Consider the following 24,082-nt stretch of genomic DNA (forward strand, 5'->3'; position numbering starts at 1 on the left):
AAGGGATGCGATGCTGATGAGTCGATGGAAAGCCGTTGTGCCGCTGCTAATCGGTTGTCTCTTTACCTTTGCAATAACGGGCTATGCCGCCTCTCAGGCGGCGTACGAAGAAGCGGAGCAGTCATGGGCCGCCCCGGCTTTGAAGGAATGGCTCGATCTCGGATGGCTGCAGGGCTATCCGGACGGGACGATTAAACCGGAGATGCCCGTGAACCGGGCGGAGATGGTATCGATGATCAACAGAGCTTTCGAATTGAGCGACGCGGCGCCCTTCTTTTATCAAGACGTCAGGACGTCCGACTGGTTTTACACCGAAATAGGCAAGGCTGTTCAAGCAGGCTACATACCCGAGGGGGGCAACGGCAAGATAAGACCGGGGCAGATCATTACCCGGGAGGAAGCGGCGCTTATGCTCGCAACACTTGTTCAGCTGGAGCTTCCGAGAGAACAGGACAGTCCGTTCAAGGACAATGATCGGATTCAGGAAGCAAGCCGCGGAGCCGTAGCGAACCTGGCGGAAAAAGGAATCGTGCAGGGCTACCCGGACGACACCTTCCGGCCTGCCGAACCGGTCACTCGTGCAAGCGCTGTCAGCATGATCGACCGATTGCTGAAGTCCGGCATCGTGAACCGGACTTACTCGGCCCCGGGTACTTATGGCCTTGAATCCGCCGTCGAGACGGTGTACGGAGACGTTACGATAGCGGCTCCCGATATTACTTTGCGAAATTTGCATATTAAAGGGGATTTGATTATCAAGAGCGGCAGCGAGGGGTATCGCCTTATCGATGTCGTAGTGGATGGTGACACGATCGGCTGACATTCGGCCTGCCTATAGCATTGCTTTCCGGTTATTTGGTACTATTAGTCTAAAAAACAGATAAAGGAACATCCGCCATGTCCTCAACATCATTAGAAACAATCGCTTACCGCGAAATCCGGGAACGGATTATGCGGGCTGAATATATGCCGGGTTCGATGCTGTCGGAGAACGAGCTTGCCGCCCTGCTCGGCATGAGCAGGACGCCGGTCCGCGCCGCTATTTCCCTGCTTGAGCGTGAAGGTCTCGTAGGCTCCTTCCGGGGCCGGGGGGTTATGGTGAAGGAAGTATCCGTCCATGAATTCAGCGAAATGTACGAGGTTCTTGTCTCCATGCAGCTGTTCGTGCTGGACGCAGCAGCCAAACGGCAGTTAAAGTTCGATATCGCCACCATGGAGCAGCTGCTCGAGCAGCAGCAATCCGCCTTGGAGCAAAAGGATTATTACGGCTACTACAACAGCAATTTGCAGTTTACCGGAACCATCCTGGGGACGATCCATAACGAAAGCATGCTGCAAATTATAGAGCTGTATCGCGGCCGTTACGTGTTCACCACCGTATCCTACCGCATCAAATACCCGCAATACCAGCCAAGCCGTTCCATTCAGACGAACCGCAGCATTCTCGAAGCCCTTAAGAGAGGCGATATCGCCGCGGCTAAAGCCGCTGTCGCTTCGCAATACTCGGATACGCACGAGCAGTTCATTCTCCATGGCTTGATGAAATAAATAGTCGTTTCGGCATGGATTATATTCTTTGAAAAAAGCCATGAATTCCCGCAATGGAATCCATGGCTTTTGTTTATCTGGCTTTCCTTTTCTTCCGATGGTATATCAACCATCCCATCCAACCGAGACCAAGCGCGAGCAGCACGCCAAGCAGAACGATATATGACAGATGGAACAGGGATTCATTCATTTGGGTAACCTCCTTACGCCAACCGTTACCCAAATAGGATGAATCCAACGCGCCAAATTATACGGCTGCCGGGCTTTTTACCGCAATAGAATTCGCGGCCGCCCATCTTCTAGAGGTCTCGATAGAGATTTTCTCACTTTTTCGCCGCGGCCTTGAACGCTTTCACCAGGTCATCGGCGCTCTCCGAAATAACGAAGAGCACGTAATTACCCTCGACGACAATCTTGTAGTTCTTCGCGTTCTCGTATTGGTCCTGCAAATACGATTCGAACTGCTTCTGAACCGCTTCGGCGCGGCTGACCATGCCTTTCTTCACGGCGTCGATATCCTTCTCCTTCTTCACCTTGAATACGGCAATCTCGTTTGTCTTTACGTTCATAAGCGGCATGCGGCCGGAGTAATCGGCAAGCGTTGAGGCATCAATGCCATACATGTTCTTCACGTCATCGGCGGTCATCGCGATCAGGGCAGGCTGCTCGACCGCTTTCAGCATCGCATCGACGATACCACTTGCGGCAGCCTCCGCAGACGGGCTTGGGCTAGGCTTTACGGTTGGCTTTGGCGTTGGTTTTGGCGTAGCGGACGGCTTTGCGGTCGGCGCCGGCTTCTTTGCGGGCTCGGAAGGCTTCGCGCTTGCCGACGGCTCCTTCGTGGCGGAAGGCTCCTTCGTTGGCGCCGGCGTCTTGCTTGGCGCGGGTGAAGCGCTTGCCGCTGGCTCCGGGCTTGCCGACGGACTTTCGGCAGGCGTCTCCGATGCCTCTTCGCTTGGCTGCGGATCCGGGCTTACGGACGGACTTTCCTCCGCGGGAGCCGTAGCCGAAGGAGTTGGCGAAGCTGCCGTATTATTGCTGCTGCTGTTGTTGTTATTGCCGCCGCAGGCGCTGAGCACGCCGCCCATAATCATAGTCGCGAGAAGAAGAATAATGGCGCGTTTTTTCATGTAAGAACTCTCCCTTGTTATATCGATTATTTGCCGAGCTTCAGAATCTCGTTGTTCTCGGCGAATGTCGCTGTGTTAAACAGCAACAGCGCATGACTGATGCCATTGTCTTTCATATATTGGCTGATGCTTCCGTTGTAATAACGCATGTCAATCACATGGATCTCCTTCGCATGCTGCGCGAGGAAGGGCAGGACGCTGTGGGCATACGAATCCTTGATTACAAGCAGCCTGTCCAGATCCACATCACCCGGCGGAATGTCGCTTGTCAGCGTCAAGAGCGCGTGAACGCCGCCGAGGAAATACGAATATTTGTCTTTTTTCGCGAGGTAGCTCTCGTCGTACAAGCTGTTCGTGGTTGTATCAGTATCCGCTACATACATCGACGTCGCCACCGGCTTATTCGGCAGGAATACTTGCAGCAGGTCCGGCTTCACCAGGCTGAACTGCCCGCGCGTATGATAACTGCCGAGGAACGAATCGCTTACCGTCTTGACCGTATAGGAGGGCAGCGGATGCGGCGTCCACCCCATCTGCTTCGCATACGCCTTATAAGCGTAATAAGCGCCTAGCGTTGTCCAGTGATGGTCGGTCCGGTAAAAAATATTTTCAGAGGCATGCGGCTTCAGAACGTTGAACCCATTCATATACGTTAGATTAGCCAGCCCCTGAAGCTGCTCCCCTACGGCTTCGTTCACCCGATCCTGCCCGTCATGAGGCGCTTTCCAGGGAAGCTTGTCCGGATAAAGGCCAATCGAGGTTGGCGCCAACAGAAACGTCAGGTCAACGCCCGGATTAGCGGTGGCAAAAGCCTTCACCGCGGCCGTATATTGGGCAAGCAACGCCGGATCCGGCTTCGCAAACTTCTCGAACAGATAGCCGTCCTTCCCTTTATAGATTCCGTTGTTCTCCTGCTGCAGCCGCAGCTGCTCAGAAAGCGACTTTACCCATACCCACTGCCCGCGCAGCGGAAAATGATCCGTCACGTACGTCTCCGCCTCCTCCGCAAACCGCTTCGAGATCAGATTATCCCACGTCAGCTTGGGCGCCGATTGCAAATAACGGTTCTCCAGCTCGGAAAACTTGCCTGCCGGCGAGAAGAGGAATGCCAAGGCCAGCACAAAGATCGTGACAATAAACCAGATGGCGAGCAGCCGGTCGGTTTGTTTTTTCATCATGATGTCCCCCCTTGCTGTCAGAAACGGAAATACAGGAACGGATTAAACGTCGCGTCGACGAGATAAGAGACGGAGAGGAAGAACAACACAAGCATCGCGGCAAAGCCCGCCAGCGAACGGATAGCCGATAAGCTGCCGTTTTCCCGGTCGGCCGCCTTCCGTTCCCTCCAGGCGATTGAGGCCAGAACAAGCACCGCGAGCAATCCCAGGTTCGTATACAAGAAGTACACCGTCCCGTCATCCCAGACCGGCTGGCCGTTTAGGCCAAACATCGCTTTCAGGTAACGGCCAACCTTCGGCAGCTCGTCAAAGGCGAACAGCACCCACCCGATCAGGATAAGCAGGCTGGCGTAGACATGCCGGATCCAGCGCGGCGCGCGGGCGAGCAGCCGTAGACCGGCCCATTTTTCGAAAATAAGGATAACGCCGAAATACAAGCCCCACAACATGAAGTTCCATGCCGCCCCATGCCAGATTCCGGTCAGGAGCCAGACAATCAGGATGTTGCGGAGCTGCTTCGGCAGACCCTTCCGGTTGCCGCCAAGCGGAATATAGACGTAATCGCGAAACCAGGTGCTCAGCGATATATGCCATCTGCGCCAAAAATCCGTAATGCTTTGCGCCGCATAGGGCTTATTGAAGTTCTCATTGAACCGGAAGCCGAACATCAATCCAAGACCGATAGCCATATCCGAGTAGCCGCTGAAGTCGAAGTAGATCTGGAACGCGAAAGCGATCATGCCAAGCCATGCGGTGAGCACCGGCAGCGTCCCCGCATCGACATCAGAGATGGCATGCCAGAGCAGGCCGATATTATTGGCCAGAAGCACCTTTTTGGCGAGACCGACAATAAAACGCCTTACCCCTTCCGCAAACATCTCCATCGTTACGCGGCGTTCCTTCAGCTGCCCCGCCAGCGTGTTGTACTGCACGATTGGCCCCGCAACGAGCTGCGGGAACAGGGCTACGAACGTACCGAAGTCGATCCAGTTGCGCTGGGCTTTCGCCGTTCCCCGGTATACGTCGATCATGTAGGACATCGATTGGAACGTATAAAACGAGATGCCGATCGGAAGCGCCAGCTCCGTCAGCGGAATATCCGTGCCTAGCAGGGCATTGACGTTGAGGATCGCAAAGTCGGCGTATTTGAAATACGACAGCAGCGCCAGGTTCACGATAACGGAGGCAACGACGATCGCTTTGCGCCGCTTCGGCCCCCACTCCGGCTTGCTTAACAAAAGGCCGAAGCTGTAATCCGTCACCGTCGAAATCAGCATAATGACGATATAGACCGGTTCGCCCCAGGCGTAGAAGACCAGACTGGCGAGGAACAGAATCAGATTCTTCCCTCTTCGCGGCGACAGCCAATAGAGCAGGAGCACCGACGGCAAAAAAATAAACAGGAACAACAGGCTGCTAAATACCATAGCCGGTTACGTCACTGTCCAAAATCCGCCTTGCGCGGCAGGTTTCAATTGATCTACTAATCGTTTCACGTCCAGCACTCTCCTCGATGCAAGGTAATGATATCGCATACATATCAGTGCTACTGACGCGGATTAGGACAAGAAAGTTACAATTTGCCGCAAAAAAACAGCAAAAAAGAGCACCCTCTTAAGGAGGATGCTCTTCGTAAAGGCAATCGTTTTATTGTCTAAGCGTCTTAAGCGCGCCGCTCCAGGCAAGAACCTGGTCCAGCATGCCGTTTACGTTCGTCAGATGAAGATCGGCCGGCTTGAATACCGAGCCGTTCTCGAAGTCCGTAAACAGCGACAGCGCCGGGTGAACGCGTACGTCGGCTACCGACAGCTCGCCAAGAATGCCGCGAAGATGCTCTGCGGCGCGGGCGCCGCCCACCGAGCCGTAGCTCACGATGCCGGCTGCTTTGTTGTTCCAGGCTTCGCGCGCGAAATCGAGCGCATTTTTCAAGGAGCCCGTGATGCTGTGATTGTATTCCGCTACGATAAACACAAAACCGTCGAGACCCGCCAGCTTGGCATTCCAAGCGCCTGCTTGCTCCGAAGCATCCACTTCACCAAACAGCGGCAGCTTGTAGTCTGCCACGTCCACGATCTCGTAGTTGGCATCGCCGCGTTTATCGGCAACACCCTTCACCCACTCGCCTACTTGCGGACATACGCGGCCCTGGCGCGTGCTTCCCAAAATAATCCCGATATTCAGCTTAGACATGATATACCTTCTTTCTTAGAAATAGTAAAAACGATTTGAACCTTGCACTATCGTTTCCATATCATTCCTTCTCTATGCAAGGGTCTAAATCCTTTCCAGAGCCTGCCTTAAATTCTCGTAAAGCTTATGGGCCGCCGGCGACAACGGTCCCGTACGGCTGACCAGCCCCATCAGCATGTCTACCGATACGTCCCGAAGCTCCCTTATTTGCGTGCCTTCGGGCAATGGCTGCAGGGCGGCAAGCGGAACAAGAGCGATGCCAAATCCGCTTGCCGCATAATGCCTAAGCGCCATCATGCTGCCGATCTCCATCGTCTCGATCGACAGAGGTCCGCGATCCTGCAGGATTCTCTCAAGCTTCTTCCGGTAGGGGCAGGTTGCCGCCGTAATCAGGAGCCGGTGCCCTTCCAGGTCGGCAAGCTCGATGCGTTCAAAGCCGGTCAGCGGATGGTTCTCCGGAAGCAGCAAGACAAACCGTTCTTGAAACAGCGGATGGAAATACAATTCTTCTCCGGATTCCGGCGCGGAGCATAGCGCAAAGTCCAGCTCGCCCTGCCTTAAGCTGTTCACCAGAAGAGGCGTGCTGGCAATCTCAAGAGATACCTCAACCTTGGGCTGCAAGCCCATGAAAGCCGTAAGCAGCCGCGGCAGACCGAAGCTGGCCGTCGGCTCCGTTACGCCAAGCCTCACCTTCCCGGCTTCACCGCTTTGCAGCTCGGCCAGATCGCTCTGCAGCCGTTCCATCCGGCGGACAATATCCAGGCTTTGCTCATGGAACAGCCTTCCCGCTTCCGTCAGCCCGACCTTCTTCCCCCGCTCAAACAGCCTGACGCCAAGATCCGCCTCCAGTCTCTGAATCTGCATCGTCACCGTGGATTGGGCATAGCTCAGCTCTTCCGCCGCTTGATGAAAGCTGCCATGCCGGACGATGGCATGCAGGGTCTTTAAAGTCTTCAAATCCATTCGTCTCTCGATCTCCCCGGATGAATTCAATATTTTTGAACCAATCCTTCATTTTATTCAATTATACAAATCGATGAGCGACTTATACAATGACAATAAACGAACTAGCAGGGAGGTCATCTTATGGAGCTCAAGCATAAAACAGCGTTGGTAACCGGCGGAGGCACGGGAATCGGCCGTGCGACAAGTCTGGCATTAGCCGGCAAAGGGGCGGCCGTTGCCGTTAATTATTCGCGTTCCCGGCAAGAAGCGGAAGAAACCGTGAAGCTCATTCAGAGCTTGGGCGGGAAGGCAATAGCCATTCGGGCGGATGTCTCGAAGGAGGAGGAGGTCAAAGACATGGCGGAGACCATCATCCAATCCTTCGGCACCCTGGATCTGCTGGTGAACAATGCCAGCATCACCCGCCACATTCCATTCTCCGACCTCGACGCCGCAACCGGCGAAGTGTGGGACGAATTGTTTGATGTCAATGTAAAGGGCATGTTTTATTGCGCAAGGGCAGCTGCTCCCCTCATGAACAGACAGGGACAAGGCGCCATCGTAAACGTCGGCAGCATAGCCGGCTCAACCGGCTTAGGCTCGTCTCTGCCTTACGCGGTATCCAAAGCCGCCGTCCATGGCCTTACCAAATCACTCGCGCGCGCTTTGGCGCCTCGCATAAGAGTCAACTGCGTGGTGCCGGGCGCCGTCGCAACCAGGTGGTGGTCCGGCCGGGAGGACCAAATGCTCCGGCTCGCCCCTAACTTGCTTCTGCAGCGCATCTCGACTCCCGAGGATATTGCGCAGCTGATCTGCGCCTCGTTGGAGCAGGAGGGCATGACCGGCCAGATGATTACCGTCGACAGCGGCCAAACGATGTAGCGCTATTTCACGATCTCTTTGTACTTCCCTGTGCTTGTAATTTTTACGGTAACCTGCACCGCGCCAAGGGAGCGCTCATTCAGGAAAAAGAAGCCTCCCTTGGTCAGCTGATGGAACAGGCGCGGGCGCTGCCGGTACAACGTCTCTTCCATTTGAAACGGGTCGCAATGCTTCGCGAGTCCAACCCGGTACGTCTCTTTAATTTCCTCTTGTATGGCCTGCTCAGCCCTTTTTTCCAGCTCGGGGATCGTTGCATTGTCGGAATCCCTGATGGTTCCTTTTGCGGTAACCTTAAGATCGAACTTGACGTCCCCGTTGCTCTGCACCTTCGGAATGACTTTCATTCGGGGATGCCCGAATTGAATAGCCCCTTCATTCCCTTCCTCTAGAGGCACTTGAAGCGTGGTCTTGCTGATTTTTTCCGTTGCCCACCGCAGTCCCTTCAGCTCCGCGATCGACATCCAGTTTACTAAACTGCCTTTATCGAAAAAATACGCCCCGTTCATTTGAAACATCCCCCGGGTAGCTTTATCCTCCAGCCACGTGTCCTTATTAATGGTGATCGAAGGCATATAGAGGGAATTGCCCGGTTCATTCATGTTGGCGATAAGCCGATTGCCGTAAGAGGCAATGATATAGGGACTTTGACTGTGATTCTGCGCGCTCGTGTACATGATGGTATCCAGCGGAGACAGATTAAAGATCGATTTTTGAGTTAAAATGTCCTCCATCCTATCCTTGGTTCCAAATACAAGCACGTTATAACGGATCTGGTAATAGCGGTTTAACGTCGCATACGTTTCTTTGCCGCCCCGCTTCATCAGATTCTCGCTTAGCACGATGGCTTTCAAATGTCCCCAGAACAAAGGAAACTGAGAGGTCGCATTTGTATCCGAGAGCGAGAGAGCAAGGGTTTTCCCATGTCCCGTGCCAATCCAGATCGGCACCTTTTGGCCCAGCGACGTATTCTCGGATCTCGCGATATTCGAGAAATTCAGCACTTGAATATAAGTCTTGTATTCGCCATTTACGTAATCGATGCCAAGGGCGGTAACATAGGCCATGTTTTGAATATCCCGCGAGTTTGCGCAGCTTGACAAAGATCCGGCAGCCAATAGACAAATTAGGATTTTCCCAATCCAAAAACGCACTCTACCCCACTCCTTTATCGCTCGTCATCCGGATTTTGCAGGACAGACGGACGACGCTTCATTAAGAACCAAGGAAGTCTTAGGAACGAAGCCGCAACATCCTTGATTTTAAGCGGCGATAGGGGAGCAAGATAACTCACGCCGAAGGACCGCTGGCTTCCCATAAGCGCAATAAAGATGACGATCCCGAGAATAACCCCGTACATGCCAAGGAAAGAGGACAGCAGGAAAAAGAACAGCCGGATAATGCTGACGACCGTACTTAACGACTGGTTAACCAGCGTTACCCCCGAGACTGCGGTAATCGCCCCAATCACAACAACCGACGGCGATACCAGTCCCGCGCGGATCGCGGCATCGCCAATGATGAGACCGCCGATCGACGTTAAAGTCTGACCGATGGAGGTCGGCAGCCGGACACCGGCCTCGCGGAAGATCTCCAGGAGCATCAGCAGAATAAACATCTCGATCTGGGCGGAAAATGGCAGCCCCAGCCGGGAGACCGAGATGGTCGCCATAATCCGGAACGGCAGCTGGTCCTGGTGGAAGGCCATCAGCGCTACCCAGATCCCTGGCAGAAATACGGTAAGAAACAGACTGAATATCCGAATAAACCGTGCAAACGAAATGTAGGTGTAGTTGAAATGAATGTCCTCCGGCGACTTCAGCAGCAGGCTTAATCCCGCAGGCCCTACGATAACAAGCGGATTGCCGTCCATAACAATTAGAAACCTGCCGGAAAGCAGGGAGTTTACGCAGTAATCCGGTCTTCCCGTATAGTCCAGCAGCGGGAGAAGCTTGTATTTCGAGCCGGTTAACGCCTCCTCTAGCTGGTTAATGCTGTAGAGACCGTCAGTATCAATGGACTGCAGACTTTTATGCACCGCATTTAATATTTTTGGACTAATAATGTCCTCGAAATACAGCAGGGACAGCCTTGTCTTCGTCCGCTTGCCGATCGTATATTCCTTTACGTGCAGCGAATGACTGCGGAGCCGTTTACGGATCAGCGCTACATTGACGGACATATCCTCGATAAAGCCGTCTTTGGGGCCTTTAATGGAAATTTCCGTGCTGGATTCGCTTGGCATCCGTTGCGGACGGTCGCTGATTCCCATATTGAAGTAACGCTTCTCCTGAACAAAATAAAGAAATAGCCCTCCCTCGAAGACGACTTCGTCAATGTCGTCCGCGGTGGGGATTCCTTTATAAGAAAACAGCGACAGCCGGGAAATCATCTGATGGATGTCTTCTGCTGAGGCTTTGCCGGCTGCTTCGTAATACTCGGTAAGAACCGGGAGGACAAACTCGTGAATTTGCCCGGTATCGCATAGTGCATTCGCGTACACCAGAACAACGGAAGGCTTGTCGCTGGCTCCGAACCGGCATGGCTTGACGAATACGTCCGCCGATCCCTGATAGAGCTGCCTCAATCGTTCTTCGTTCCAGATTACGCTGCCTGCGGGTGCTGTCCCTGCGGATGCTGTCATTGAGGCTCATCCTTCCGAAATGGTTTGGCCAACAGCGTGATGATCATCCATGTCAGAGTGACAACCAGCAGAATAGCAAGAGAAGAAGGCAAAAACACCTTGTACATCCACTGGTAATAGGAGTAGTCATTCGTACGGATGATACCAATAAAAATATAGCTAGCCATAATTATGGCCGTTGTCCATTTGCGGACATTCCCCGTCATCTTCAGAACATCGGTCAAGAGATACACCGCAATGCATATGCGAATGCATGCCCCCGACATCCATTGAAAGATCGAGAAGAAATCGACATGCTCGATATATTGCCCCACCTTCACCAAACGCCACTGCTCGTAAGGCGAGGTCATCTGATTGGCCGCTTCCCTGGGACCGAATTCGGTAATAGCCCCAACGATTGGGCCCAGCATAATTCCTACAATAAACAGGCTGTAGAGGAGGACCTGCCACATTTTGATTTTTTCGCTTAGCCTATGCTGCAAGAGAAGCAGGAAAACAACCTCGATATAACCGCTTGCCGCATACAAAATGCCGTCAGCAACAGGCGCCCATCCGTGCTCCAGAATCGGAGTCAGCAGCCTGTAGTCCTTTTCCGAGTGATTAAAGACGCTGACGAATACCCCCAATGCGCAGACAATGGGAAACAATACGCCCGCCGTTATCGCAATAGAGCGCAGACCCCATACCGTAATGAAAAAGCAGATAATAACTAAAGTAAGGACAAGCACCAGCGCGGGGGAGTCCGGCAGATAGTTGGTTGTGTTCCATTTCACGGTATGGAGAACGGTTGTTGCTCCAATCAAATAAAGAATGGCGCACACCGGGAGAATCAGAATCCATGAGACAATGGGATGAGTCCTATCCGCTATCCACTTCTGCCACTTCAGCTGCCCGGATTTTCTCATCATCCATGTAAGCAGCAAGCACCATACGATAAATGCGGCACCCGTCACGATGACCGTAATCCAGGCATCCCGCCCGGAAGCGTCGAGGAGCATCGGATTCACAATGACATGATCGATAAGACCGTTGGTCAAAGCAAAAATCATAAGCATTTGGGCGATATTGATTTTGCTGGCCTTTCCACTCATAAGCATCATTCCGTTCCTGTTGTTCCCTTTCGCACAGGGAAAAAGATAGGTTATTCATTCCCATCCTGCCTGCCAAATTATTCATGGCGGCAATAAATGAGGGCTCTCCGGAGTTGGAGAGCCCTCATTTATTGCTCGGCTATGGGCCGATGTTCAATTAACGGCTTGAGCCGGTTCTCCCAGATCCACATCGGGTTGTATTGCCGGCGAATCAGGGTTTTGGCCTGAAGAACCGGATTAATCGCCATGAGGCCCGCGATCCGCTCCGCATGCTCGAGCAAATACGCCTCCTCCGAGGGATGATAGCTCTCCCTCGTATCCACGCCGAACCCTCTCGCATTCCATCTCATAAAATACGCATGAAGCCGGCTGCCCAGCTCCTCCAAGGCCGGGACCGCCTGATTAAGGACAAGCATATTGCCCCGGCTGGCTGCCTCCAGCACAATAAGCCCAAAGGATTCCGAATAAGAGGTACATATAAACAGGTTGCTCAAAGTAAACAGATCCATGACCCCGGAATGCGGGAAGCCATCCGGCCAGCCCTGCTCCGAGGTGAATACAAGGTTTTCCCCTCCAAGACCGTACAGCTCTCCTTCGCTCCTGATTCTCCGTTTGTAAGCAGCCGGCTCGATATCCAGTGAAGGAAAATCGCAAAAGATCATTTTCACCCTTTTGCCCGACGCCAATCCTATTGCCCCCAGAAGCGCAGCGGCTTTCTCCAGCTGCTTGCCTGTCGTGAGCCGGCCGGGATAGACCGCCAGAATGTCCGGCGACAGCAGATCGGTTCGTGTTCCAAGCCGCCGCACTTCTTCTCCCATTCCGCCAAAGAGATTCAGGCTGTTTAGGGATAGCCCTGCACTGCTCAATCGGAACCATGTATTGCTCCGCAAGCGCGGCAAGCCCCGACTCGGCCGGATACAGATAAGTCGTATTCGGCAGCGGCGAAAACCTTGCGGAGAGGGGCCAGTCCATCCGCTGCGGCCTGACGGCCGGGTAAGAATGCGTCATGGCAAGGAAACGAAGCCTGGGAAGCCGGGCCTGAACGTGACGGACGGCGATATTATGAACGAGATGCCAGCCCTGGTACAGGATATCGTGGAGGAACACAACGTCCACATCCAGCAAAGCCTCATGCAAGCTGTCGGCAATAACCTCCGCCTCCTGGAAGAAGCTAGGGTGGACTCTCCCCGTAGGCTGCGTGTAATCCATCCAATGAATCTGGTTGCCATGCAGTCTGTTCGTTATTTTCACCCATTCAATCCGTTCATCGCTATAGACGCCGTATCGTTCGGAGTCCGGGCAATCCTGACTGACAAGCACCTTGACGTCTACTCCGCCGCCCAGCAGCATATGCAGGTGCTCTTCCACCACGCTGACTAAGGAATAAGTCTTGGATAACCCGTTGAACATGGTCAAAATAGCCGTTTTAATGGCCTTCACCCCTTATTTAATCAGAAATAATACTTTCTTCTATGCCTGAAACAAAGGGGTTATGCATAGGTATTTAGGGTGTGTGCAATTCGGCTGACAAACGACCTTGGGAGGGGATAATGGGATGGCTTGTGTCAATCTCGGAACAGCCAACGGCTTCAACTTGTTCTTGTTCGGCAACCACACGCAATCCTTCGTTGATTCGGAGGGGAGAGTAGCCGTTGGCGGCAATGCCACTTATAACAGCTATGGGATAGGCGATAAGCTGCCCGTTTCTACAACGAGATCGGACCTTATCGTAAGGGGAAATATCAATATTACGGGGGGAACCAACTTCGCGGGGAACACCACCATATTCCCGAACGGCACGGTTATCAATTATTCGATGACCAATAATAACGGAGTGCCTGGCCAGCCTCTTGTAGGGACACCGGTCGACTTCGACGGTGCGGAACAATCGCTGGCCCAACTATCGCTTAACCTTGCCGGGCTGCCGGTCAACGGAACCGTGGTCAATAACTTCGGTACCATATTTCTATTCGGAACAGATCCGGCTCTTAACATATTTATGTTTAACGGCAATAACGTGGACGGCAACGGGCTGCGGCTCGATACGGCCAACGGCATTAATATCATTTCACCGGCAGGCTCAACTATTCTCATTAATGTAGGGGATGACAATGTCGGGTTCGGCAGCTATCAGATCTTCCGCAACGGCGTTACGCCTAACCCATCCGAGGGACAATTCATTCTATGGAACCTCTATCAGGCTACCACGGCTTATAACCAGAATCTTTCGATTCTCGGTTCGGTACTTGCTCCCTATGCGAACTGGGAAGCGATCGGCTTCGGCAATATTGACGGTACGCTTGTCGCCCAATCTCTCACGAATGTAGGCGGTACGCTTGAAGCGCATAATGTTCCTTTTATGGGCTGTCTGCCGGATGTAAATCCGCCTACAACCTCAACAACAACGACCTCGACAACGTCGTCGACGACATCAACAACGACAGCTTCGACGACAGCTTCGACGACAGCTTCGACAACTTCAACGACATCCACCGCAAGCACGACATCGACATCAAGCAGCTCATCAACGTCGAGCACGTCCAGTACAACAACAGCCATTCCCACCACCTCCACAACAACGACCACGACGACAAGCACAACGCCGGTGCCGACAACCACAACCTCTACTTCAACAACAACGCCTGCGATTGTCACGGGGCCGATTATTACAGCGACCAAAACCCCTAATGTCACGACGGCACAGATTGGAGATACGATTACTTATACGATTACCGTAACAAACATAGGAACCGCTCCGGGAGAAGCCGTAATCGTGGAGGCGCTGCCGCCGGGCGTTCACTTCATTCCATCCAGCCTGTTGATAGACGGCGGCTTTTTTAGCGGCGTCGACATTACGGAACAGGTCGTTATCGGTATTATCAATGTCGGTCAGGTTGTCACGATTCAATTCCAGGCCTTTGTTACGGGCTATCCTCCGAACGGACTGATTACGAATACAGGCTTTGTGGTTACGGTTCCGCCAGGCACTGTACCCGCAACGTGTACACCGGGGGATATCTCCGTTAACGCCCTGCCAGGCGTAACGCCTGTTCCGGGACTTTTTCTTCCTGTCCTTCCCGTCTTCAAACCGGGTGTAACGCCGACACCGGGTCAGGTTCCAAATTTGGGGCCAATAACCGGTCCGGACGGAAGCGTGTTGCTGAACCAACAAATATCCGTTCCGGGCATTACGCTTCCGCCGCTTGTTGGCGTAACGATTCCGGTTTTGACAGGTTCGATTCAGCCGATCGTCTCGACCAGCTTTGTGACGGTCCCATGGACAACGGTGATGAACGCCCCTAACCTGCACATCTCCAAAACGTTCCTTGCTCTTACCTTATTTGTCGGGCAGCGAATTACTTATACCATCTTCGTCGTCAACAATGGCAACGCGGTATCCGGCCGAACGGTATTAACGGATATCCTTCCTTCCAATGCCGTCTTCATTCCGGGAACCATCCGAGTCAACAACGTGCTTCGACTGGATGACAATCCTAACGAAGGCATCAGTCTTGGGCCGATTGCTCAAAACGAAAGCATCCTGGTCCGGTTTGACATCCTCGTAAGGGGGAGCGGCTCGCTAACGAATACCGCGCAAGTAAAGGCCGATTTCCTGCTGCCGAATCAGCAGCTTCTCTCGCAAACCTTCGCATCCAACACGATATCCAATCCGGTATCCATGATTCGGGCATCGGATTACGCGTCCTTCCTCAAAACAGCCGATGCTCAAATCGTCAAGGCCGGGGAAAGTTACCATTACAATATCATGCTCACCAACCTATCGACGGACATCATCGCAACCAACGTCATCTTCTACGATCCGCTCGACAATCAGCTGCAATACATCTCGGGAAGCCTTACCGTGGATGGCATTCCGCAGCCTGACCCTCAAGCGGGCATTCCGCTTGGCACAATAGCGCCGGGAGTAACGCGCAGGCTTACCTTCCAGGTGAACGTACTGGCTGAGCCGATGGGGGGCATTGTCCTTAACCAAGCGGCCGTTCTTTTCGAATTCCGGTATGGGGCCTCTTGCTTCCGGGCAGGCCTGCTTACTAACACGGTTCGCGTTATCGTCGAGGAGGAGGAAGAATAATAGCAAAAGCCCAAGACCTCTGTGAACAAGGATCTTGGGCTTTTCTCATCTTGATCAGGCAAATTCCCAGCAGCTAAGGCTCAAGTTGCCGTACTGGTAGCTGCGATGAAGCAGCTTCGCCTGACGCGTACCGTCCCCCGCCCCCATGGCCAGCAGGAGCGGAATAAAATGCTCGCTTGTCGGCACCGCTTGTGTCGCGTAAGGAGCGAGTGTACGGTAATGGAACAACGCGTCCAGATCCCATGCCTCCAGATGATCCTGCAGCCATTGATCAAAGCTTGCTGCCCATTCATCCACGCCATCCGGTCGCCAGTTCAAAGCCCGCAGATTATGAACGGTCCCCCCGCTTCCGATCATCAGGACATCCTGCTCTCTAAGCTCAGCAATCGCTTTGCCGATCTGATACTGCTGCTCGTTCGTCAGGTACCGGTTCACCGATAAAGCGATAACCGGAATGTCCGCGTCCGGATACAAGAGCTTCAGTACCGCCCACGCACCGTGATCCAGGCCGCGTTCTTCATCCGTTACCGCCCGTATTCCCTGCGATTCAAACAGGGATACGATGCGGTCCGCCAGGGTGCGATCCCCTTTCGCCGGATAAGTCATCCGGTACAGCTCATCCTGGAATCCGCCAAAATCGTAAATCGTGCTGTACGTCTTAACGGCGCTGACAGCCTGCACGTTCTCCTCCCAATGGGCCGAGAACAGAACAATGGCCTTCGGCTTTGGATGATTAACCGCGAAGGACTTCAGCAAGTCCGTATAGCTGTTATCCTCCAAAACAATCGAAGGCGCGCCATGCGCGAAGAAATAAGATGGAAGCATTGCCGTTCACTCCTTATCTATGATTATGGTTTTTATCCTCTTGCGTCTTCCTTGATCCATCGCAGGAAATCCGTTTTGCTTCAATTATATTAGTAATGAAAATAATTATTTTCTATAAGAAATATAATGCCGCAACGACTAGCCTGTCAATTGAAAAATTGTTAATATAAATATTAGTTTTGTACCACTAATATTTCGAGGAGTGAGCTGCGTTATGGATATCGGCTCCACCATTCGGGCCATCCGCAAGCGGAAGAATATCACGATCGCCCAAATTTGCGAGGAGACCGGTTTGTCTCAAGGCTTTATGAGCCAGGTCGAAACGAATAAAACCTCCCCGTCGATTACAACGCTGCAAAGCATTGCAAATGCGCTTGAGGTTCCGCTAGCTTACTTGCTGCTGGATAAAAAGGAAAAAATGCAGCTCGTCCGCAAGGATGAGCGCCGGATAACGACTAGCGGGCCGGACAAGCTGAAGGTGTCTCACCTGAGCTCCACCAAAAACGTTCATATGATGATCGTTGAGCTGCCGCCCGGCGCGTCGACCGGAGAAAACCATGCCCACGAAGGCGAAGAGGTACATGTCGTCATTCAGGGAACAATCTATATCGAGCAAGGCGAGGATGCAGCCGAATTGAGCGCGGGCGATTCCTTCAGCTGGAATGCCTGCACGCCGCATACGGTAAAGAATATCGGAGAGGATACCGCGATCGTCATGATCTCGGTTTACACCGAATCCGATCCTTCAAAAGCATTTCTATAAGAAGAAGAAAGGGCGCCCCGGGGCGCCCTTTCTTCATCCAGCAACAAAATAAATTATACACATTTGTTCCCGCCTGACGCCCTTTTCTCGGCCTAGCACCCTGTGATAAAGTGGAAATTGGGCCAAATAAAGATCCGCGGAGGGGAAAACAAGGACGAATACCGTCCGGCGAGCCTAAACAAAATAATATACATACCTTTTCGTTGAAAAGCGAAGGAAAGGAAGGCCATTATTCATGAATGCTTCTCATGCTGGTGGATCCAGCACTGCCCCCGACTTAACGAATATTAAGCGCGGGCCTATTATTGCTACGATTATAATTGGCGCTTTTATCGCCATTCTGAATGAAACGCTGCTTGGTAACGCGCTTCCGGAATTAATGAAAGCTTTTGAAGTTGGCCCTTCAACTATTCAATGGCTCACAACCGCCTACATGCTTGTTGTTGGCGTACTCGTTCCGGTCACGGCGTTGCTTCAGCAATGGTTTACAACCAGGCAGATGTTTATCGGCGCTATGACGTTGTTTTTTGCCGGTACCGTTATTTCGGCCGTTGCGCCCGAATTTGGCGTTCTGCTTGTCGGACGGATTGTTCAGGCTATCGGGACCGGCTTAATGCTTCCCGTATTGATGAACACCATTATGGCTATCTTCCCGCCCGAGAAACGCGGAGGAGCGATGGGTCTCATCGGTCTTGTCATTATGGCGGCTCCGGCGATCGGTCCGACGCTGTCCGGCGTTATCATGGACTCGCTCAACTGGCGCTGGCTGTTTATTCTCGTTATTCCTTTGGCGGCTTTATCGATTATCTTCTCCTTTATGTTCCTGAAAAATGTGTCGGATATTACGAAGCCAAAGGTGGATATCCTCTCGATCCTGCTTTCCACAATCGGTTTCGGCGGACTCGTGTACGGCTTCAGCTCGACGGGAGAAAAGGGCTGGTCGGATCAGGAGGTAATCTGGATGATAACAATCGGCGCTGTCGCACTGATTATCTTTATCTTCCGCCAATTGAGGCTGGAGGCTCCGATTCTGGACCTGCGCGCCTTCAAATCGCCAATGTTCTCCATCGTAACGATTCTGCTCTTTGTTCTTATGATGACGCTGTTCTCCACCATGACGCTGTTGCCGATGTTCCTGCAGGGAGCACTGCTCATGACGGCTTTCACTTCGGGTCTCATTATGCTTCCCGGCAGTATCGTTAACGGCATTATGGCTCCGATCTCCGGCGTATTGTTCGATAAATTCGGTCCTCGCATTCTGGTAACTCCAGGTCTTATCCTTGTAGCGATCTCGCTGTGGATGTTTACCGGCATTGATGCCGCGGCAAGCAACGGACATATCATCCTGATTCACATCATCATGATGATCGGTATTTCCCTTGTCATGATGCCGGCTCAAACCTCCGGCCTGAACCAGCTGCCGCGCCACCTGTATCCGCACGGTACGGCAATCCTGAATACCCTGCAGCAAGTGTCGGGCGCGATCGGCACAGCGCTGTTCATCAGTATTATGAGTAACGGCACCAAGGATTATCTGAAGACCTCCTCCGATCCGGGCTCGCCGGCCGAGCAGGCTCACGGCATGGTCGCGGGTATCCATGATGCCTTCTGGATAGGCCTTGTTGTCGCCATTGCTGCCATTGTTATCGGTTTGTTTGTGAAACGCACCAAGCCGCCCGAGGGCGATCAGGGAGCGGAAGGCGAGAAGCAAGTCAGCATGAGCCATTAATCAACAAACAAAAGCGCCCTCCAGAAGATTCTGAAGGGCGCTTGCTGTTTGAAGTTATTTCAGGAAGCTTTCTTTGAAGATAGCAAGCAGGCTTTCCAGTGTAGTAGGGTCGCTGTAGGTGGAGGCTTCCGTATCGATTTCGATGACATGGTTATTTTTAACCGCAGGGATGTTCTTCCATGTATCGGTATTCATAAAGGCATTGTCGTTTGCCGTGCTTCTGCTGAGTACGATATAATCGCCGGCATAATCGGACAGCGTTTCTTGCGACAGGGTGAAGTAACCTGGTCCTTGAGCATCCTTCGTTACTTTCTCCGGCATTTTCAGACCCATGGCTTGGTACAACACTTCCGTGCCGCGTGCCCAGTGGTCGCCGAATACGTAGAAGCTTTTCGCGTCCGTTTCGATAACGGATACGGTTGCGTTCTCGCCGATCTTCGCTTTCACCTCGTCGCCGATTGCGGCAGCGCGGGATTTGAAGTCGTCAACCCAAGTTTGCGCTTCTTTTTCTTTGCCAAGAATCTTGCCGATTTCGACCTGCTGATTCAGGTAATCCAATTTGCCCCAAGTGAAGGCAACCGTAGGAGCGATTTCGCTCAGCTTGGTAACGTTCTTGCTCTCCGTGCCAACGACGATCAGGTCCGGATCAAGCTCGATGATTTTCTCCAGATCTTCATCGGATACTACCTCAACGCCTTTCAGCTTGTCGTTGAAGAGCGGGCTCATGTTGGTCCATTGGTCTACGCCCACAAGGTCGGCTCCCATGGAAATCATGTTTGGCGCGTAAGCCAGTGCTACGATGCGCTTGGGATTGGCGGGAATCTCAACCGGACCGCTTTCGGACTGGTAAGTAACCGTACCGGAGGCCGGCTGTTCCGCCGCTGCGGAATTTGTTGCCGCAGGCGTTTCGGCAGCTGCTGCGGAGCCGTTATCGGCATTGTTCGCGTTGTTGGATTTGTTGCTGCCGCAGGCACTCAGTACAACAACAAGTACAAGCAGCATGATTGCGGGAATACATTTTCTCATGGTTTAACCCCTTTTATTTGAAATGGCATTATATACGATAATGATTATCAATATCACAATGAATAACTATAAATGGTTATTGAAACTCTGTCAATGAGCGCAAAATAAAATTTTATTAGGATTAGGCTGGAGGATGATTGTGCAATGACTACGGACAATTTGCGGTATCCCATAGGACCTTTCGAAGAAGTATGCGATCCCACCGCCGAACAGCGCAGCAATTGGATGAAGGAGATTGAACGGATGCCGTCGCGGCTTCGGAAAGCGGTGGAACAGCTGTCCGAAGAGCAGCTGGCTATCCCTTACCGCCCCGGCGGCTGGACGATTCGGCAGGTCGTTCACCATCTGGCGGATAACGATATGAACGCCTATATCCGGTTCAAGAGAGCCATGACCGAAGATAATCCGGCGGCTTCCACGTACCGGCAGAACATGTGGGCAGAGCTTAACGACTATGAAGCGCCCATTGAGGCATCGATTGTTCTGATCGAAGCGCTGCGCAGCCGGTTTGCCGTGCTGCTGCAAGGGATGCAGTCATGGGACTTCGCGAGAACCTTTACGAGCCCGACAAACGGACTTATGACGCTGGATACGGCGATACAGCGCTTCGAATGGCATGGCCGGCATCATCTTGCGCAGATCAATTCATTAAAAAAGCGTATGGGCTGGTAGCCCATACGCTTACATTTAAATGCCTCCTGCGGTTATCTTGCGACGCTCTCCAACACCTGCTTCACCAGACGTTTCGGCGCCGCCAGCAAATAAGCCTCCTGTATAAGCACGGCCAGCTCGTCCCAACTCGGACCCGCTTCCATGTCAACTGAAACCCAGCCATGATGGCCGATATACGGCGTCTTGACATAGCCGCCCTGCTCAAGCAGCAGGTACTGCTGCTCCTTCGTCGCTTTGATCGACAAGCTTGGCAGGACGCTATTATGCCCTTCCCCCATCATAATGAAGGTTTTGCCCCTTACTTTCATCACGTCATGCCCAAACCCGTCAACGATCTGGTCTACCTCCGGCAATGCCGAGCAAATGCCCTGCACCCGCTCCAGCATCGCTTTCCCAAGCTCCGTCTTCATCCCTATCCCTCTCTTCCCCGATACAGATCGATACTCTTATAGCCTTCTCCAAGAATAACCTTCATCTCGGCTTTCCGTTTGGCTCTGGTCTCCTCTTGCACGGCACTAAACACATAACGGGCCCAATCCTTGCGGTACCCCGGGGTAAGCGAACGGAAAAACGACAGAACCTCCGGATGATCCTGAAGCTCCTCCTCAATCTGAGACACAAGAGCCTCGTAGTCGGCTACGCTTTGGCTCGGTTTCTTGGAGGCCGACGAACCCTTCTTGCGGGCCTCGGACTTGAAGCCTACAACCGTAAAGACGTCATCCAATCCCACCATGCGGGCAAATTTGACCTCGCTGGTTCCGATATAGCCATCCTCCTCGCTCGCGCCCAGCCCCTCAAACAGACTGTCGCGGTGGATGTAGGTCGGATATGCTTTATTGCCCTTCTTCGGATAGGCGGCATACAAATAACCGCCTTCCTCCAGGTAATGGTTGTAGATGACCTCGGTCATTAGCTGCTGCAGAGCCGGCATATCGAGAACGAAAGCGAATATCAGATCGTAGCGGCTGCCCGCCTGCAGCTCGCTTTCATACGGCTCCAAGCCGGCGAGCGCTTCGCTGCCCTCCGGCAGATGCAGAACGGCTGCTTTTTTATACTTATGTAAATTCAACTTCTCCACGATCGTCTTGCTCATCAGGAACCTCCGATTGTTTTACATGCGCGTAGGGTGCTTTGTCATAAACCAGGTTAAGCTGAATGCCATGCTCCAGATAGGCCTTTGCCCCGCATAATACAATCGTGAAGCCTTCCGTCGAGCCAATCGCCCGCTGCACGATTTCCTCTGCTTCTCCCTGAAAGCCGGAGTCGGTAACGGTCACAAAGGTTTCCGTTTCGGACAAAGCCGTAAACGTCCATTCGGCTCTTGTTCCCCAATCGATAACAATGCGTTTGTTAGTCTCGAGCTCCAGCACGCGGACAGGTGCCGATGCTCCGTACATCTCCCAGAACCACTCCACCTGACTGCCTTCTTCCAGCTTCCCGCTGCCACTTGTGAACCAGAACTTCGACGTTATAGCCGGATCGATGAAAGCTTCATACACATCGCTCACCGGACGCCTGATCATCATTTCAGCTTTAGCTGCTATTGCTGCTGTCACCTTCAAACCTCCCCCTGTCGTTTACTACTTCCTTATTTCTATATTGGCCGGCGGTCGACCTGCTAAACCTGCTCTGCCTTCGCCGGTTTGCTTAGCTTCTTGTAAACCGCCTTGATAAACCCTCCAAATACGTCATGACTGTAGGTGAACCCATGCTTCAGGTAATATTGAAACGCGTCTTCATTGCCATTCGATACATAAATGAGCAGCAGGTCAACGTCAGGAAAGCTTTCCAGCCATTCCATCGAGGCCTTGAACAGCTTTGCGCCAAGCCCCATGCTCCGGTAGCCGTCACGCAAATACAAATTGCTGAGGAAGCCTATCTTCTTCGGCAGCTCTACCCAGTCCGGGTAAAAGCCCTTGCTGTCGGCAAGGTGCCGATTGGGAGCCCAAGCAGGAAGCTTATCATCCCCGGGCTCAAGATCTTCTATGGTCGAGAATGCATAGCCAACCGGCACGTCTTCGTCCCTGGCGATCAGGACATGGGCATGAAGCGCACCGTCATAGCTTCTGCGCATCCGCGTATCAAAGTTCATCCAGTCGAATACCTCCGGAGCCATGACAGCCCGGGACTTCTGAAAGGCCATCAGCTCGTTGCACAGCTCCCGGCAGGGTTCAATGTTGCCGTCCTTTACAACTTCTATCGTTATATTCGTCATGTTTTGCCTCCCGCATGCCATCTCTTCCTCTTGTATAACTAAAATACCGTGAACGGCCATCACAATGCAATCGGCGTTTAGACGCAAAAAAAGAGCCTCTGCCAAGAGACTCTTCCAAGTTCTATTCAAACAGCTTACCCAGCGCATCCAGCATTTCGCCTGTGCCATGCTCGCGAATTTCCGGCGTATCATGCCCGTCGAAGAAGGCGCCTTGCTCGGTGAATACCAGCTTGGTTCCGCCGTCTACGGGGAACAATTCGATGGTGGTCGTCGAGACGGACATTCGCGTGTCGTTCATATCCAGCGTGTAGGTATAGACAATACGCTCGGCCGCCACAATCTCCTGATAGACCGCGTCAAACGTAAACACCGGTCCCTCCGGCGGCCCGCCGCTGCTGTATTCGCGCCCGCCTACCCGGAACTCGAATTGATCGGGCTTCGAGAACCACTTGCCCTTTACCTCCGGGTCGGCAAAAGCTTCGAATACCCGCTCCGCATTCGTCTTGTAAGTACGTTCGACAACAAAGGTCGCATGCTTAACAAATCTTTCGCTCATAGTGAGTGATCCTCCTCAAATGAATTGTGAAGCAATTCATGCTTCGTAAGCATAAACGTAATGAATTGCGATGCCATTCAAGCCACGTAAGCGAATTCCCTTCGATTACGGCTCGTCTTCCCCCTGCTCAAGCAGGCTGCCCAGCCTGTCCAAGCGCTGCTCCCAACTGATGCGCCGTTCAAGCACCGGCTTCTCGAACTCCATCTTCATCGCCTGTAGAAGACCCGTAAAATCATCCACCGTCAGGCCCTTCTTGCCGATGAGCAGCTTGGAGGCGTGCTCCAGCTGTTCAAGCAGCTTCTGCTGCCGCGTGATCTGCTCTTTGATCCGCTGCTTCTGCAGCGTTACCATCTCCAGCGGGCTGATCTGCTTGGCGGATAAGGTCTCCTTAATCTCTTCCAGCGACAAGCCCAGCTCCTTCAGCGTCAGAATCTGATGCAGGCGGGAAAGATCGGACTCGTCGTACAGCCGGTGACCCGAATCGGTCTGCCCCGACGGCGAGAATAAGCCGATCTGATCGTAGAAGCGCAGAGTTCTGACCGTCAGCCCCGTCAGTTTGGCGAGGTCTCCAACTTTCCAAAGATTGTTCATGCTCAAT

Annotated in this window: 25 protein-coding genes; 8 read left to right on the top strand and 17 right to left on the bottom strand. The window is 52.8% G+C overall.

Features of this window, described 5'->3' with window-relative positions; all coding sequences use genetic code 11:
• Positions 1–16: 16 nt before the first annotated feature.
• A complete protein-coding gene (locus FHT67_RS23370) occupies positions 17–820 on the top strand; it encodes an S-layer homology domain-containing protein (RefSeq protein WP_165930694.1) in 804 nt (267 codons plus the stop codon).
• A 77-nt stretch (positions 821–897) separates the two neighbouring features.
• A complete protein-coding gene (locus tag FHT67_RS23375) occupies positions 898–1,548 on the top strand; it encodes a GntR family transcriptional regulator (protein WP_167201478.1) in 651 nt (216 codons plus the stop codon).
• A 323-nt stretch (positions 1,549–1,871) separates the two neighbouring features.
• Here FHT67_RS23375 and FHT67_RS23380 read toward each other — a convergent pair whose 3' ends face one another.
• The 5 genes from FHT67_RS23380 to FHT67_RS23400 all read right to left on the bottom strand — a co-directional run bounded on the left by FHT67_RS23380 (position 1,872) and on the right by FHT67_RS23400 (position 7,009).
• Complete coding sequence (locus FHT67_RS23380; protein ID WP_167201479.1) at positions 1,872–2,678, bottom strand: DUF4358 domain-containing protein; 807 nt, start codon at positions 2,676–2,678, stop codon at positions 1,872–1,874.
• A gap of 26 nt (positions 2,679–2,704) precedes the next feature.
• Positions 2,705–3,856 (bottom strand): DHHW family protein, encoded by a 1,152-nt coding sequence (locus FHT67_RS23385; protein ID WP_167201480.1) that lies wholly within the window; start codon positions 3,854–3,856, stop codon positions 2,705–2,707.
• A 17-nt stretch (positions 3,857–3,873) separates the two neighbouring features.
• Complete coding sequence (locus FHT67_RS23390) at positions 3,874–5,283, bottom strand: MBOAT family O-acyltransferase (protein ID WP_167201481.1); 1,410 nt, start codon at positions 5,281–5,283, stop codon at positions 3,874–3,876.
• A 220-nt stretch (positions 5,284–5,503) separates the two neighbouring features.
• Positions 5,504–6,046 carry an NADPH-dependent FMN reductase gene (locus tag FHT67_RS23395; RefSeq protein ID WP_132308383.1) on the bottom strand — a complete coding sequence of 181 codons (543 nt, stop codon included), beginning with the start codon at positions 6,044–6,046 and terminating at the stop codon, positions 5,504–5,506.
• A gap of 84 nt (positions 6,047–6,130) precedes the next feature.
• Positions 6,131–7,009: a LysR family transcriptional regulator gene (locus FHT67_RS23400; protein ID WP_167201482.1), complete on the bottom strand. Its 879-nt coding sequence runs from the start codon at positions 7,007–7,009 to the stop codon at positions 6,131–6,133.
• A 123-nt stretch (positions 7,010–7,132) separates the two neighbouring features.
• Between FHT67_RS23400 and FHT67_RS23405 the strand changes: the two genes are divergently transcribed.
• Positions 7,133–7,873: an SDR family NAD(P)-dependent oxidoreductase gene (locus FHT67_RS23405; protein WP_167201483.1), complete on the top strand. Its 741-nt coding sequence runs from the start codon at positions 7,133–7,135 to the stop codon at positions 7,871–7,873.
• 2 nt (positions 7,874–7,875) lie between these two features.
• Here FHT67_RS23405 and FHT67_RS23410 read toward each other — a convergent pair whose 3' ends face one another.
• From FHT67_RS23410 to FHT67_RS30160, 4 genes are all read right to left on the bottom strand, one after another.
• Entirely contained in the window at positions 7,876–9,024 is a 1,149-nt protein-coding gene (locus FHT67_RS23410; RefSeq protein WP_167201484.1) for a Ger(x)C family spore germination protein, read from the bottom strand.
• Positions 9,025–9,038: 14 nt separating this feature from the next.
• Positions 9,039–10,514, bottom strand: coding sequence for a spore germination protein (locus FHT67_RS23415; protein ID WP_132308375.1), 1,476 nt, complete (start codon positions 10,512–10,514; stop codon positions 9,039–9,041).
• Positions 10,511–11,605: an endospore germination permease gene (locus tag FHT67_RS23420; RefSeq protein ID WP_208403462.1), complete on the bottom strand. Its 1,095-nt coding sequence runs from the start codon at positions 11,603–11,605 to the stop codon at positions 10,511–10,513. Before FHT67_RS23420 ends, FHT67_RS23415 begins: the two co-directional genes overlap by 4 nt.
• 128 nt (positions 11,606–11,733) lie before the next feature.
• The gene (locus FHT67_RS30160; protein ID WP_243867414.1) at positions 11,734–12,423 is read right to left on the bottom strand and encodes a glycosyltransferase family protein; all 690 of its coding nucleotides are present in this window, start codon (positions 12,421–12,423) and stop codon (positions 11,734–11,736) included.
• Positions 12,424–12,604: 181 nt separating this feature from the next.
• Here FHT67_RS30160 and FHT67_RS30165 point away from each other — a divergent pair, with 181 nt between their 5' ends.
• Both FHT67_RS30165 and FHT67_RS23430 read left to right on the top strand, forming a co-directional pair.
• Complete coding sequence (locus tag FHT67_RS30165) at positions 12,605–12,985, top strand: hypothetical protein (RefSeq protein ID WP_243867416.1); 381 nt, start codon at positions 12,605–12,607, stop codon at positions 12,983–12,985.
• Between the two features lie 175 nt (positions 12,986–13,160).
• The gene (locus FHT67_RS23430) at positions 13,161–15,698 is read left to right on the top strand and encodes a choice-of-anchor A family protein (protein WP_167201485.1); all 2,538 of its coding nucleotides are present in this window, start codon (positions 13,161–13,163) and stop codon (positions 15,696–15,698) included.
• Between the two features lie 54 nt (positions 15,699–15,752).
• Here FHT67_RS23430 and FHT67_RS23435 read toward each other — a convergent pair whose 3' ends face one another.
• Positions 15,753–16,523, bottom strand: a complete 771-nt coding sequence (locus tag FHT67_RS23435) for a DODA-type extradiol aromatic ring-opening family dioxygenase (RefSeq protein ID WP_167201486.1) — start codon at positions 16,521–16,523, stop codon at positions 15,753–15,755.
• 214 nt (positions 16,524–16,737) lie between these two features.
• On the opposite strand from FHT67_RS23435, the gene FHT67_RS23440 reads away from it, so the two are divergent.
• Both FHT67_RS23440 and FHT67_RS23445 read left to right on the top strand, forming a co-directional pair.
• Positions 16,738–17,286, top strand: coding sequence for a helix-turn-helix domain-containing protein (locus FHT67_RS23440; RefSeq protein ID WP_167201487.1), 549 nt, complete (start codon positions 16,738–16,740; stop codon positions 17,284–17,286).
• Between the two features lie 235 nt (positions 17,287–17,521).
• Entirely contained in the window at positions 17,522–19,015 is a 1,494-nt protein-coding gene (locus tag FHT67_RS23445) for a DHA2 family efflux MFS transporter permease subunit (protein WP_132308365.1), read from the top strand.
• 54 nt (positions 19,016–19,069) lie between these two features.
• On the opposite strand, the gene FHT67_RS23450 is transcribed toward FHT67_RS23445, so the two are convergent.
• Positions 19,070–20,041, bottom strand: a complete 972-nt coding sequence (locus tag FHT67_RS23450; RefSeq protein WP_167201488.1) for an iron-hydroxamate ABC transporter substrate-binding protein — start codon at positions 20,039–20,041, stop codon at positions 19,070–19,072.
• Positions 20,042–20,185: 144 nt separating this feature from the next.
• Between FHT67_RS23450 and FHT67_RS23455 the strand changes: the two genes are divergently transcribed.
• Positions 20,186–20,713, top strand: a complete 528-nt coding sequence (locus tag FHT67_RS23455; protein WP_167201489.1) for a YfiT family bacillithiol transferase — start codon at positions 20,186–20,188, stop codon at positions 20,711–20,713.
• 32 nt (positions 20,714–20,745) lie between these two features.
• Here FHT67_RS23455 and FHT67_RS23460 read toward each other — a convergent pair whose 3' ends face one another.
• The 6 genes from FHT67_RS23460 to FHT67_RS23485 all read right to left on the bottom strand — a co-directional run bounded on the left by FHT67_RS23460 (position 20,746) and on the right by FHT67_RS23485 (position 24,075).
• Positions 20,746–21,123, bottom strand: a complete 378-nt coding sequence (locus tag FHT67_RS23460) for an MmcQ/YjbR family DNA-binding protein (protein ID WP_132308359.1) — start codon at positions 21,121–21,123, stop codon at positions 20,746–20,748.
• A gap of 2 nt (positions 21,124–21,125) precedes the next feature.
• Positions 21,126–21,806, bottom strand: a complete 681-nt coding sequence (locus FHT67_RS23465; protein ID WP_167201490.1) for a YdeI/OmpD-associated family protein — start codon at positions 21,804–21,806, stop codon at positions 21,126–21,128.
• On the bottom strand, positions 21,769–22,269 hold the full coding sequence (locus FHT67_RS23470) for an SRPBCC family protein (protein ID WP_347880118.1): 501 nt from the start codon (positions 22,267–22,269) through the stop codon (positions 21,769–21,771). The genes FHT67_RS23465 and FHT67_RS23470 overlap by 38 nt, the downstream gene beginning before the upstream one ends.
• Before the next feature lie 62 nt (positions 22,270–22,331).
• Positions 22,332–22,928 (bottom strand): GNAT family N-acetyltransferase, encoded by a 597-nt coding sequence (locus tag FHT67_RS23475; protein ID WP_167201491.1) that lies wholly within the window; start codon positions 22,926–22,928, stop codon positions 22,332–22,334.
• 121 nt (positions 22,929–23,049) lie between these two features.
• Positions 23,050–23,484: an SRPBCC family protein gene (locus FHT67_RS23480; protein ID WP_132308352.1), complete on the bottom strand. Its 435-nt coding sequence runs from the start codon at positions 23,482–23,484 to the stop codon at positions 23,050–23,052.
• 105 nt (positions 23,485–23,589) lie between these two features.
• A complete protein-coding gene (locus FHT67_RS23485; protein ID WP_132308350.1) occupies positions 23,590–24,075 on the bottom strand; it encodes a MerR family transcriptional regulator in 486 nt (161 codons plus the stop codon).
• Positions 24,076–24,082 lie beyond the last annotated feature (7 nt).

This window comes from Paenibacillus sp. BK720, assembly GCF_011761545.1.
Classification (GTDB): domain Bacteria; phylum Bacillota; class Bacilli; order Paenibacillales; family Paenibacillaceae; genus Pristimantibacillus.